Here is a 13,446-nt window from a genome sequence, read left to right on the forward strand (position 1 = left end):
AGAAAAGTCCCCATGCGTCTCAACCGGATCCTGCTCTCCACCGTGCTGGTCGTCGTCGCCCTGGTGATCCAGGTGAGCGTCCTGGCCCGGCTGCACCTGCCCGGTGCCGTCCCCGACCTGCTGCTGCTCACCGTGCTCGGCCTGGCCATGGTCTACGGCCACGTCGGCGGCTGCCTCGTCGGCTTCGGCGCCGGACTCCTCGCCGACCTTGCCCCGCCCGCCGACCACGCCGCCGGGCGCTACGCCCTCGTGCTGTGCGTCATCGGCTACCTCGCCGGACTCATCAAGCCCGAGACCGGCCAGGTCAGGTCGGCCACCGGCCCGATGGCCGTGGTGGTCGCCGCCGCCATCGGCTCCACCCTGCTGTACGCCGGGGTCGGCGCCCTCGTCGGCGACACCGCCGCCCGCCACGTCGGCCTGCCCGGCCTGCTGATCAGCGCCGCCGTCTACGACCTGCTGCTCGCCCCGTTCGTGGTCCCCGGCATCATGGCGCTGGCCCGGCGCGCCGAGAACGACCCGCTCGCCGAGGCCGGTTCGGCCAAGAAGTCCGACATCTCCTCGGGCTGGCTCTCCTCCGGCACCGGACTGCGCATCGGCGGCCAGCGCGGCGCGCTCGGCGGTCTGAAGACGAAGGCCCGCACCCGCACCACGCGGGTGGGCCGCATCAAGGGGGTCAAGCGCCTGTGACAGCACGGCGGTTGAACGGCGGCGGGTCCCACGCCCGCGCCGGACACGACGCGTCCGCACACTGAGAGGGGGAGGCAGCACCAGTGACCAACATTCCCGAGACCGGCCGGACCCCACGGGTCCAGACCCGGCTCGTCGTCATCCAGATCCTCGTCCTCTCCCTGCTCGGCACCCTCGGCGGCCGGCTGTGGTACCTCCAGATCCGCGAGGGCGCCCACTACCAGAAGGAGGCGTCCGGCAACCACGTCCAGCAGGTCGTCCAGCCCGCCACGCGCGGCTCCATCCTGGACGCCCGCGGCGTGCCGCTGGCCGACAACGAGACCCGCCTGGTGGTCTCCGCCTCCCGCACCGACCTGCTCAAGCAGAAGGACGACGGCAAGGCGGTCCTCACCAAGCTCGCCGGCGTCCTCGGCATGGACCCGCAGGAGATCCAGCAGAAGGTCCGGCTGTGCGACGCCAAGACCCCGCAGCCCTGCTGGAACGGTTCGCCCTACCAGCCCATCCCGCTCACCGACGAGGCCACGCCCAAGCAGGCCCTGCAGATCCGCGAGCGCGCCGAGGACTTCCCCGGCATCACCGCCGAGCCCGAGGCCGTGCGCCGCTACGCCGGCCCCGGCAAGTCCAACACCGCGCAGGTCCTCGGCTACCTCTCGCCCGTCACCGACGACGAGATCCAGCGGGCCAAGGACACCTCCTCGCCCTACCTGCGCTCCGACATGGTCGGCCGCTCCGGCCTCGAACGGCAGTACGACAAGGAGCTGCGCGGCAAGGCCGGCGTCACCCGCTACGAGGTCGACAACCTCGGCCGGGTCATCGGCAAGGCCAAGTCGGACGCGGCCGAGCCCGGTTCGAACCTGGTCACCAGCATCGACGCGCGCGTCCAGCGGGTCTCCGAGTACGAGCTGGACAAGGCCATGAAGGCCGCCCGCCGGCAGTACGACAGCATCACCGGCACCAACTACAAGGCCGACTCCGGCGCCGTCGTCGTCATGGAGGCCAAGACCGGCCGGGTCGTCGCCATGGCGTCCGCGCCGACGTACGACCCCAACGTCTGGGTCGGCGGCATCTCCGCCAAGGACTACGCCAAGCTCACCGGGAAGAACTCCGACTACCCGCTGCTGAACCGCGCCATACAGGGTCAGTCCGCGCCCGGCTCGACCTTCAAGGTGGTCTCCACGGCCGCCGCGGTCCAGGCCGGCTACGACTTCAACGGCGCCTACCCGTGCACCAGCTCCTACTCGGTCGGCGGCCAGACCTTCAAGAACTTCGAGGGCGAGAACTTCGGCGACATCACCCTCGGCCGCGCCCTGGAGGTCTCCTGCGACACCGTCTTCTACGGTCTCGCGGACAGCGAGTGGAAGAAGGACGGCGGGATCAACCCGAAGAAGGGCCAGCCCAAGGACTGGTTCTTCAGGACCGCCCACCAGTTCGGCCTCGGCAAGGAGACCGGCATCGACCTGCCCAACGAGGTCACCGGCCGCGTCCCCGACCGCCGCTGGAAGCAGAAGTACTGGGAGGTCAACAAGGACGCCTGGTGCAAGTCCGGCAAGAAGAACGGCACCTACGTCGAGAAGATCGCCTACGAGAACTGCCTCGAAGGCAACAAGATGCGCGAGGGTGACGAGATCAACTACTCCATCGGCCAGGGCGACACCCTGCTCACCCCGATCCAGGAGGCCGTGATCTACGGCGCGATCTCCAACGGCGGCACGATGTACACCCCGACCATCGGCAAGGCCGTCGTCAGCCCCGACGGCAAGCACGTCACCGAGATCAAGCCCCAGGCGCACGGCAGGCTGCCCATCACCAAGGCCACCCGCGACATGATGGACCAGGCGCTCGCCGGCGTCGCCACGCGCGGTACCGCCGCCTGGAAGTTCAACGGCTGGCCGCAGGACAAGATCCCGCTGCACGCCAAGACCGGTACCGCCGAGGTCTACGGCAAGCAGACCACGTCCTGGCTCGCCACCTACACCAAGGACTACACGGTCATCATGACCATCGCCCAGGCCGGTACCGGCTCCGGCGCCTCCGGTGAGGCCGTGCGCAACATCTACAGCGCCCTGTACGGCGTGCAGGCCGACGGCTCCGTCGACAACCGGAAGGCCCTGCTGCCCACCCCGCAGACGAGCCTGCCGAAGATCCAGCCCGACGGCACCATCCCCGCCCCGAAGATCCCCGGCGACCCGGCCAAGGACCAGGAGAAGATCGCCAAGCAGGTCGCCGAGCAGGGCTCCACCACCGCGCCCGACGGCCAGCAGACACCGGCGACCACCAACACCTCCACGGGCAACCGCGACACCCGCAGGCGCCCGCGCCGCCGGGGAAACAGGGGAAGCCGGAGGACCTGCGCATGACCGGCGCGAACAACTTCTCCGTCCCCGGCTACGGGCCCCAGCGGGCCGGCTGGACCCGGCTCCTCGCCCGTGACTCGGTGGTCCGCCGCCTGGACTGGCCGATACTGCTGTCGGCGCTCGCGCTCTCCGGCATCGGCACCGCCCTGGTCTTCTCGGCCACCCGCAACCGCACCGAGATCAACCAGGGCGACCCGTACTACTTCCTGATCCGCAACCTGCTCAACACCGGCATCGGGTTCGCCCTGATGATCGGCACCGTCTGGCTGGGCCACCGCACGCTGCGCAGCGCGGTCCCGATCCTCTACGGCGCCTCGCTCTTCGGCATCCTGCTGGTGCTCACCCCGCTCGGTGCCACCATCAACGGCAGCCGCAACTGGATCGTGCTCGGCGGCGGCTTCTCCATCCAGCCCTCGGAGTTCGTGAAGATCACGATCATCCTCGGGATGGCCATGATGCTCGCCGCGCGGGTGGACGCCGGCGACAAGGAGTACCCCGACCACCGCACCGTCCTGCAGTCCCTGGGCCTGGCCGCCGTACCGATCCTGATCGTGCTGCTCATGCCCGACCTCGGCACGGTCCTGGTCCTGGTGGCCATCATCCTGGGCGTGCTGCTCGCCTCCGGCGCCTCCAACCGCTGGGTGTTCGGCCTGCTGGCCACGGGCGCGGTCGGCTGCATCGCCATCTGGCAGCTGCACATCCTCGACGAGTACCAGATCAACCGGTTCGCGGCCTTCGCCAACCCCAGCCTCGACCCGTCCGGCGTCGGCTACAACACCAACCAGGCCCGTATCGCCATCGGCTCCGGCGGCCTCACCGGCGCGGGCCTCTTCCACGGCTCCCAGACCACCGGCCAGTTCGTCCCCGAACAGCAGACCGACTTCGTCTTCACGGTCGCGGGGGAGGAACTGGGCTTCGCCGGCGCGGGCCTGATCATCCTGCTGCTCGGCGTCGTCCTGTGGCGCGCCTGCCGCATCGCCCGCGAGACCACCGAGCTGTACGGCACCGTCGTCGCCGCCGGGATCGTCGCCTGGTTCGCCTTCCAGGCCTTCGAGAACATCGGCATGACCCTGGGCATCATGCCGGTCACCGGCCTGCCCCTGCCGTTCGTCTCCTACGGCGGCTCGTCCATGTTCGCGGTATGGGTGGCGGTGGGCCTGCTGCAGTCGATCAGGGTGCAGCGGCCCATGTCGGCGTAGCGCACCGGACACCGGACCCGGCCCGGCGCCGGCCCCGCCGCGGGCCGACGCCGGGCCGGTCCGTACCGCGGCCGGGCGCCGGGCCGGGCCCGTACCGCGGCCGTTCGGGGCAGTCCCTCGGCCGGGTTAGGCTTGAGGGTCCCCCCTGTCAGCTCACGAAGGTTCCCCGCGATGACCGTCGAGTCGGTTTTCCCGCAGCTCGAAGCCTTGCTCCCGCATGTGCAGAAGCCGATCCAGTACGTGGGCGGCGAGCTCAACTCCACCGTCAAGAGCTGGGACGAGTGCGACGTCCGGTGGGCGCTCATGTACCCGGACGCCTACGAGGTCGGCCTGCCCAACCAGGGCGTCATGATCCTCTACGAGGTGCTCAACGAACGGGAGGGCGTCCTCGCCGAGCGCACCTACAGCGTGTGGCCCGACCTGGAGGCGCTGATGCGGGAACACGGCGTCCCGCAGTTCACGGTGGACAGCCACCGCCCGGTCAAGGCCTTCGACGTGTTCGGCCTGTCCTTCTCCACGGAGCTGGGCTACACCAACATGCTCACGGCCCTGGACCTGGCCGGCATCCCCCTGGAGGCCAAGGACCGCACGGTCGACGACCCGATCGTCATGGCCGGCGGCCACGCCGCCTTCAACCCCGAGCCGATCGCCGACTTCATCGACTGTGCGGTCATCGGCGACGGCGAGCAGGCGGTCCTGGAGGTCACCGAGATCGTCCGTGCCTGGAAGGCCGAGGGCCGCCCGGGCGGCCGCGAGGAACTCCTCTTCCGCCTGGCGAAGACCGGCGGGGTGTACGTCCCCGGCTTCTACGACGTCGAGTACCTCCCCGACGGCCGTATCGCCCGTGTCGTCCCCAACAGGTCCGGCGTGCCGTGGCGCGTGTCCAAGCACACCGTGATGGACCTGGACGAGTGGCCCTACCCCAAGCAGCCCCTCGTCCCGCTCGCGGAGACCGTCCACGAGCGGATGTCGGTGGAGATCTTCCGCGGCTGCACGCGCGGCTGCCGCTTCTGCCAGGCCGGCATGATCACCCGTCCGGTGCGCGAGCGCTCCATCACCGGCATCGGCGACATGGTCGAGCAGGGCCTGAAGGCGACCGGCTTCGAGGAGGTCGGCCTGCTGTCGCTCTCCTCCGCGGACCACAGCGAGATCGGCGACATCGCCAAGGGCCTCGCCGACCGCTACGAGGACGACAAGATCGGCCTCTCGCTGCCCTCCACCCGCGTCGACGCCTTCAACGTGGACCTGGCCAACGAGCTGACCCGCAACGGCCGCCGCTCGGGCCTGACCTTCGCCCCCGAGGGCGGTTCCGAGCGGATGCGCAAGGTCATCAACAAGATGGTCTCCGAGGACGACCTGATCCGCACCGTCGCCACCGCCTACGGCAACGGCTGGCGCCAGGTCAAGCTGTACTTCATGTGCGGCCTGCCCACCGAGACCGACGACGACGTCCTGCAGATCGCCGACATGGCCACCCGCGTCATCGCCAAGGGCCGCGAGGTCTCCGGCTCCCACGACATCCGCTGCACGGTCTCCATCGGCGGTTTCGTCCCCAAGCCGCACACCCCCTTCCAGTGGGCCCCGCAGCTGTCGGCCGAGGAGACCGACGCCCGCCTGGCCAAGCTGCGCGACAAGATCCGCGGCGACAAGAAGTACGGCCGCTCCATCGGCTTCCGCTACCACGACGGCAAGCCCGGCATCGTCGAGGGCCTGCTCTCCCGCGGCGACCGCCGCATCGGCGCCGTGATCCGGGCGGTCTACGAGGACGGCGGCCGCTTCGACGGCTGGCGCGAGCACTTCTCCTACGACCGCTGGATGGCCTGCGCGGACAAGGCGCTCGCCCCCTTCGGCGTCGACGTCGACTGGTACACCACCCGCGAGCGCTCCTACGAGGAGGTCCTGCCCTGGGACCACCTGGACTCCGGTCTGGACAAGGACTGGCTCTGGGAGGACTGGCAGGACGCCCTCGACGAGACGGAGGTCGAGGACTGCCGCTGGACGCCGTGCTTCGACTGCGGGGTGTGCCCGGCCATGGACACGTCCATCCAGATCGGCCCGACGGGCCGGAAACTGCTGCCGCTGAGCGTGAAGCAGCCGACGGGGAGCGGGCACACGCACTGATCGCGGGCGGCCGGGAGCGGCCCGAGAGGCGCACGCCGCTCCCGGCTCCCCGGCGGGCTGAGGGCATCGCCTCTGCGGCCGAGTGGGTCCAGGTGACGAGAGGCGTCCGGACGAGGGTCCCGGACGCCTCTCGGTCGTTGAGGCCGCCTGTTTCCCACAGGCGGAAGTGAGACGGGCGGTGCACCGTGGCTCGGGGGAACTGACTGGGCTGACCGGCCACCGAGACGGCGAGCGCACCAGAACGACTGCCGCCCACGTCGCCGCACGGGCGCGCCAATCCCTGCGTGGTGAGGCGCCTGAGTACCGGTACTCAGGCGCCTTGGTGCAGGACGCCAATACAGTCACGGTAGTTGGCTTGCAGGCCACGGGATGTGTCTGAGGAGGCCATGTGCCCACGGGGGACAGCAGCTCATGGGCGTCGGGGGCTTTCGACGCGGTGAAGGACGCCGCAGGTGCCGCCCAGGACCTGATGACGGAGCTGACGTCGTTCACGAAGTTCCCAAAGCGCATCGACCAGCTCGTCCAAGACCTCAAGCAGACGCCGGCCAGCGCGCATCAGGTGGGCATGGACCAGCCGACCCGGGCCAGCTACGGCGGCGGGGCAGGGGTGTGGCATCCGGCTGACAGGCTGCACACGGCGCACGCCACTGTGGTCGAGTCGCTGGAGGAGCTGTCCAGGCTGGTCTCGGTCTCGATCGAGGGCATGGGGCTCGCGGTGCTCGCCTCGCACCAGGGATACGAGAACGTGGATGCGGATGTCCGTGACCGGCTCAACGCCATCCACGCGGAGGCGAAGAAGAACTTCGGCGCCGAGTACACGCCTGATCTGCCCCACCAGGCGGGCGAGCACAGTGGCGGGCGGGGCGGTCGGAAGTCCTCAGCGGAGGCGCCGGACGCCGAGACTGCGGGTGGCATCTGATGGGCGCCGATCCGTTCGCGGACATGTCCCATGAGGAGATGCTGGCGTGGCTCGATGAGGCGAACGCCAATGACCTGCAGGCTGGGGCGGACAAGTTCCTCGCGGCTGCCAAGGAGATCGAGAAGATCGCCGGTGAACTCAAGACCCGTCCGCAGTATGTGGAGTGGAAGGGACAGGGCGCCGACTCCTTTCGCACGTGGAGTGGAGACTTCGCCAACGCCACGCTGCGGGTCGCGGACTACGCCAACGATTCGGGCATGTACCTGTCGCACGCCGCGGACGCGATCGCCCGTGCGAAGGCGTCGGTACCCCGTGACGACGGTAGGGCCCAGGCGAACATCGATGCGGCGAAGGCGGCGCCACACGACCCTGATTCGGCGGGCATCCTGGCGAAGGCGACCGCGCAGAAGGAGCAGGTGCGCCAGCAGACCGCGGATGAGATGACGAAGCTGGGACACGACAGGCGTACCAGCAGTCGGCGGAACAGATCGCGGCACTGAAGAAGCCGGCGATCCCACCGCCACCGGCCGCGATCGTCCCGAAGGGCTCCAAGAGCATCGGATCTGGCAAGGACACGGCCTTCCCGGGGACCGCTACTGGGTCGGCTCCGTCTGGCGCGGTGTCCAGCGCAGGAGTCACAGGCGATGCCGGCATTGCGTCCGAGGGGATGCCGGACCATGCGCCGCAGGGCACAGTGGCGGGTCATGCTGGTGGGGTGTCTGCAGGCGGCACTCTGCACGCGGATCCCGCCAGTGTTCCGCACACCGGGATCGATTCGACGGCGATTCTCCCCACCACGCACACGCCGACCGCGACAAGGGTTGCGCTGCTTCCCACGCACAGCCCGGCCACGTCCGGCCCGAGCACGCCAAGCGTGCCGGTGCCGCCGATGACCGGCCCGGCGACGGGACGCACCGGTACGCTCTCGGGGGCGAAGCTGCCTTCCCGTCCGTCGCAGCCCCCTGGACAAGGCCGCACCATCGGTACACCCGTCCGCCCACACCGGGGCAGGGAACCGCACGCCCTCGGACGGGCACGCCCGGCTTTGAGGACGGACGTACCGCTCCTGGTGCCGGTCACGCGACCGCATCGGCGCAGTACGGACGCACTCCGGGCGCTCGGGGGATCGTGGGAGGCCGCCCCTCGCAGCCGCCCACGGGCAGGGCGATGCCGTACCGGGGCATCGTCGTCGGTGGCGAACCCGCGGGACAGGCCACCATGGGGCGCAGCATGTCCGGCGGCCGAGCGGAAGGCCGCAGCATGACCGGCTCGACGCCAGGGGGACGTCCCGGATCTGTGCCCCGCCCTGGCACCGGAAGAGGCGTCGTGGGCAACGAAGGCTTCGCAGGGCCGGCAACGCCCCGTGGACAGACACCTGCGGGCAGCACTGCCGCTCCCGGGCGGGGTGTCATGGGGGGCTCCTCCCGCCCAGCGCACGGCCCGTACAGCCTCCGGTGAGCGCGCCGTCCCGGGCACGGCGGCATCGCGTGACGGGATCGCGGGCGGCCTCCGCACTTCCGCAGCGTGACGGCAAGGAGCGCCGCAACAAGGACCGCCGCGATCAGCGTCCCGGATTCGTCGCCGAGGACCAGGAGACCTGGTTGCCCGACAGGCGCCGTATCGTGCCTCCCACTGTCGACTGACCGTCTCGCAGGGAACGGACCGCTTCACATGCCCAGCTTCACCGCCCGCCGCGCGGCACTCACCACCGCTGCAGGAATGCTGCTCGTGGGCGCGGCAGCGCTGCCCGCCCATGCCGAGTCGGTGCGCGGCCAGCAGTGGTTCCTGGACGCGATGAAGGCCGAGCAGATGTGGAAGACCAGCACGGGCCAGGGCATCACCGTCGCGGTCCTCGACACCGGGGTGAACGCGGACCATCCCGACCTGGCGGGCCGGATCCTGCCTGGCAAGGACATGGCCAGTACCGAACGTGGTGACGAGCACACCGACTACGAAGGCCACGGCACCAGCATGGCCGGCTTCATCGCTGCTACCGGAGCACGTGCCGGCGGGCACGGGGCGTTCGGCCTCGCACCCGGGACCAAGATCCTCCCCGTCCGCCTGCCACGTGTCGAGAAGCTCGATCCGGGCGTGGCGGACAAGGAGTTCGCCACGGCGATGGCCACGGGAATCCGGTACGCCACCGACCACGGTGCGAAGGTCATCAACATCTCCCAGGCGTCCACCGTCGGCGGAACGGAGCTGACCAGTGCGGTGAAGTATGCACTGGACAAGGGAGCCTTGGTCTTCGCCGGTGTCGGCAACGACGGAGACAAGGGCAACCCGGTGATGTACCCGGCGGCGACTCCGGGCGCTGTCGGTGTTGCGGCCATCGGGAAGAACCTCAAGAAGACGGCCGAGTCCGAGTTCGGGCCGCAGGTCGACATGGCCGCCCCGGGCGAGGACATGGTCGAGGCCTGCGGAGGCAGAACCGGTCTGTGCACGTCACACGGCACCAGTGATGCCACGGCGTTGGCGTCGGCGAGTGCCGCTCTGATCTGGTCCGCTCACCCGACCTGGACGAACAACCAGGTCTTGCGGGTCATGCTGAACACCATCGGCGCCCCGGTGGACGGCTCGAAGCGTACGGACTCGATCGGCTACGGCATCGTTCGCCCGCGTATAGCCCTGACCGAACCGGGCAACCCGGGCCCGGCCGATCAGTACCCGCTGCCGGACTTCCCGGTGAGGGCCTCCGCAGCGCCGTCGGTGTCGCCGTCGACCGGGTACGGGGACAGCAAGGAGCACCAAGCCGCCGGAGCCAGGAATGACTCGTCTTCGAGCACGGGGACCTGGGTGGCTGCCGGTGCAGGTGCCGTGATCGTCGCCGGCGCGGCCGCGGGTTTCGCTGCGATGCGGCGCCGGAAGCGCACGGCTGGAACCGGACAGGCCGCGCATTCGCAGGCGCCGTACGGGCCTTCGTCGTCGTACGGCCCGACCAGCAGGAATCCGCAGGACCAGCACCGACCCTATTGAGCCACACCCATATCCGGCCTGCGCGCTTCCTGCCCGCAACGCGGGTCTGGGTACAGATACTCAGGCCCAGATTTGAGTGATCGCACGGACACATCACAACTGCAACCTGCGTAGCGTGTACATCAGTCACCGCACCCATCACCGCCCGGTGGGGAAGGATGCATCCCCGGCCCGACCTCCGGGGGTGACAGGGAGGGAACCGCCCATGGCATGGGACGAGTGGGAGCAGCTCAAAGCAGACGCCGCAGCGCGTGGCGGTTCCGAGAAGGTGCACATCGACCAGGTCGCGGACCCGGGTGGCGGGAACGTTACCAGCAGCGTGACGGACGGACTCAAGTCGACCAAGGCCGCCTGGAACAAGGCGGGTGAGGGGGTCGGCGGTTTGCGGGACGAGATCGGCAAGGCTCTGGCCAAGCTATCGGACGGGCAAAGGGGTCTCGGCGACGATGCGGGGTGCCTGACTGCTGGCGCCCAGCAAATGGTGTGCAGCTCCTGGGCTCGCTACCTGAAGTCCGTCAGCGAGCGGTGTGGCGGTGTCAAAGAAGTCCTTGACCAGGTCGGGCATGACCTGCTCCTCACGGACGAGGGTGTCCGGGCCGCGTTCGGCAACGTCGACCTCAAGTACGCCGATACCCCCGCCCTCGGCGGTCACGGCTCGGGACAGTGACAGGCATCCATGGACCTCGCCACCCTCAAGAACCTCAAGCCGTCGGAGTTCGAGCAAGCAGCGGACGGCTATCGAGCGACCAGTGACATGGCCAGTGCGGCAAAGGACGAGATCGACAACGTCATCATCGCCGGCATGAACAAGTCCCTCCGTGGCGAAGCGCTGAAAGCTGCGATCGGGGAGCTGAAGAAGCTGTCCGCCAACTTTCACTACACTCAGATCGAATGCAGCCTGGCCAGCGTGGCGCTCAACGGTTTCGCCTACGACATGGACTCGGCTCGCAAGAAGCTCCTGTCGGCGCTGGATGACGCGGCGGCTCGGAAGTTCACGGTCAACCCTGACGGCAGCGTCACCTACCCCGAGGGCCGGCCGGTCAACGGTGCTGAGGAACCGCCCCAGGGAGGGTCGGTCAGCGGCGCCACCGACCCGACAGCGCAGGCCGTGGGTCGTCAGTCCGCCAACTTCGACCCCAACCCGCATCATGCCGAGGCCGTTGCCATTGCGGACCGGATCGCCGCCGCCCTGCAAGAGGCCACGGATGCGGACAGCAAGTGGGAGCCGAAGATCCGGGCGTTGAAGGCCGATGACGACCTCACCGTCTCCAACCGCGACTGGGTCGATGTGGGGTCGGACATGAAAGGCGTGTCCAAGGCCGGGGATCACTACTTCGACAGCATCAAGCACCCGCCCACGGACGGTGGCGCCGAAGGCAACGCCCAGTGGTGGAGGGAACTGAGCCCCGAAGAACGCACCGCGTACCTGTCGCTGCACCCCGACGTTGTCGGGGCTCTCGATGGCCTGCCTGCCGCTGCCCGCGACGAGGCCAACCGCACATTGCTTTCCGAGTCCGAGGCCAGGTACCGGCTGGACCTTGCCTCCATCCCTCCCGAGCCGGCCAACAAGTACACGATGATCAACACCATGAGCGGGCCGGTGCGGGTGCACTCGGACGAGTGGATGGCGTGGAACGAGAAGTACAGCACTCGGAAGGACCGTCTGGAAGACCGCTTGCAGGGCATGAAAGCTATTCAGGACCGGTTCGACCGGACTGGTGCGGACGGAATGCCCGAGGCGTACCTTCTTGGGTTCGACTCTATCGGCAAGGGAGGAGACGGCAAGGTCATCTTGGCCAACGGCAACCCGGACACAGCCGACCACACCGCCGTTTATGTTCCGGGAACGGGCACGCACTTGGGCGGCATCGACAAGGACATCGTCCGAGGGGAGCGACTCTGGGCATCCAGCACGGCACTGGCTCCGGGCCAGAACGTCTCGACGATCACCTGGTTCGACTATGACGCCCCGCGTTCGGCATATCCCGGACATGAGGGCGACATCATCCCGCAAGCCATCCATGACTCGTACGCGGAAAAGGCTGGGCCGACTCTGCGGGCATTCATGGATGGCACACGCGTTGCCCATCAAACCGAGTCGGGCCCCAGTAATCTTGGGCACACAACACTGATCGGGCATAGCTACGGCTCGACGGTGATCGGGGACGCGGCCAAAGCGGGATCATTCCTGGACGGCCCGCTCGCAGCCGACGACGTGGTCGTGGCAGGGAGTCCGGGTATGCAGGCAGCCCATTCCGGTGATCTCGGTATCGATCCGCACCACATGTGGGCAATGCAAGGAACGGGTGACGATGACTTCGTTACTGGCGGCGGTAGGCTCGTCGGTCTCGGAGGTGACTTCACGATTCCAACCGACGACGGTTTCGGGTCGACTGTCATGAAGACGGACGGCGGTGGGCATGGGGCGTACTGGGATGTCGACAAGAATGGCAACCCGTCCGAAGCGTTGAAGAATCAGGCTCGTGTCATCGTGGGCGACTATGAAGGTGTAACTGTTGAGGATTAACTGGGTGAATGTGGCGCGGAGAAACGGACCACTGTCGACAGTGTCCGTCATCGCGGCCGCCGCCTCCATCGTATTGACAGGTTGTGCATCTGTGGAATCCAAGAGTGATGAAGAAAAGCTCGGTTATAAGCCGCAGGAGCAGGTGGTTCAGACCTCGAAGGACGAGGTCAACGACATCTCCAGCAGACTCCTGGACTGGATGGGGGTGAAGGGAAAGGTCACGGAGTCCAGTGCTGCAGTGAATACTTGTGACGCCGTTGATCCGGACATGGAGAAGTACTACTCGATCCATCACCCGTGGTCCGTCTACGACCTTAAATCGGGAACCTTCCGGCAGGCCATGGACAACCTTCGAAAGGAACTCCCCGCGCACGGCTGGAGAATTACCAAGGACGGTGAGACGGAGTCGATCGCCCGCAACCCGGAAATCATCGCAGTTAACGAGAAGACGCATCACGCTGTCACGATCGAGTGGGCGAAAAAGCGCTCGGGTAATCTGAAGCAGATCATCACCGTGGATGTGAACTCACGCTGCTATAGGGCGCCGGCGGGCACGAACATCTCTGACGAGAGGTGATGCTGCTCCTCGTACGCCGCCATTCGTAAGACCGGACGGTAGTGCTGGCAGACGTCGCCGCGGCCGGCCTTGCCGTATCTTCCCGC

General features: G+C 68.3%; 10 protein-coding genes. All 10 read left to right on the forward strand.

What is annotated here, in order from left to right; all coding sequences use genetic code 11:
- The first annotated feature begins 12 nt into the window (after positions 1 to 12).
- The 10 genes from mreD (at position 13) to AC6I72_RS21145 (ending at position 13,360) form a co-directional block, all read left to right on the forward strand.
- Complete coding sequence (gene mreD / locus AC6I72_RS21100; RefSeq protein WP_037854460.1) at positions 13 to 687, forward strand: rod shape-determining protein MreD; 675 nt, start codon at positions 13 to 15, stop codon at positions 685 to 687.
- A gap of 83 nt (positions 688 to 770) precedes the next feature.
- Positions 771 to 3,044, forward strand: a complete 2,274-nt coding sequence (gene mrdA / locus AC6I72_RS21105) for a penicillin-binding protein 2 (RefSeq protein ID WP_498002672.1) — start codon at positions 771 to 773, stop codon at positions 3,042 to 3,044.
- Positions 3,041 to 4,240: a rod shape-determining protein RodA gene (rodA, locus tag AC6I72_RS21110; protein WP_498002673.1), complete on the forward strand. Its 1,200-nt coding sequence runs from the start codon at positions 3,041 to 3,043 to the stop codon at positions 4,238 to 4,240. Before mrdA ends, rodA begins: the two co-directional genes overlap by 4 nt.
- A 171-nt stretch (positions 4,241 to 4,411) precedes the next feature.
- On the forward strand, positions 4,412 to 6,361 hold the full coding sequence (locus AC6I72_RS21115; protein WP_498002674.1) for a TIGR03960 family B12-binding radical SAM protein: 1,950 nt from the start codon (positions 4,412 to 4,414) through the stop codon (positions 6,359 to 6,361).
- Positions 6,362 to 6,749: 388 nt separating this feature from the next.
- Positions 6,750 to 7,280: a hypothetical protein gene (locus AC6I72_RS21120; protein WP_498002675.1), complete on the forward strand. Its 531-nt coding sequence runs from the start codon at positions 6,750 to 6,752 to the stop codon at positions 7,278 to 7,280.
- Entirely contained in the window at positions 7,280 to 7,780 is a 501-nt protein-coding gene (locus AC6I72_RS21125; RefSeq protein WP_498002676.1) for a hypothetical protein, read from the forward strand. The genes AC6I72_RS21120 and AC6I72_RS21125 overlap by 1 nt, the downstream gene beginning before the upstream one ends.
- A 1,171-nt stretch (positions 7,781 to 8,951) precedes the next feature.
- A complete protein-coding gene (mycP, locus tag AC6I72_RS21130) occupies positions 8,952 to 10,256 on the forward strand; it encodes a type VII secretion-associated serine protease mycosin (RefSeq protein WP_498002677.1) in 1,305 nt (434 codons plus the stop codon).
- Positions 10,257 to 10,461: 205 nt separating this feature from the next.
- Positions 10,462 to 10,923: a hypothetical protein gene (locus tag AC6I72_RS21135; protein ID WP_498002678.1), complete on the forward strand. Its 462-nt coding sequence runs from the start codon at positions 10,462 to 10,464 to the stop codon at positions 10,921 to 10,923.
- Between the two features lie 9 nt (positions 10,924 to 10,932).
- The gene (locus tag AC6I72_RS21140) at positions 10,933 to 12,783 is read left to right on the forward strand and encodes an alpha/beta hydrolase (protein ID WP_498002679.1); all 1,851 of its coding nucleotides are present in this window, start codon (positions 10,933 to 10,935) and stop codon (positions 12,781 to 12,783) included.
- Between the two features lie 40 nt (positions 12,784 to 12,823).
- A complete protein-coding gene (locus tag AC6I72_RS21145; protein ID WP_498002680.1) occupies positions 12,824 to 13,360 on the forward strand; it encodes a hypothetical protein in 537 nt (178 codons plus the stop codon).
- Positions 13,361 to 13,446 lie beyond the last annotated feature (86 nt).

The sequence above is a fragment of the Streptomyces sp. Xyl84 genome, assembly GCF_059731885.1.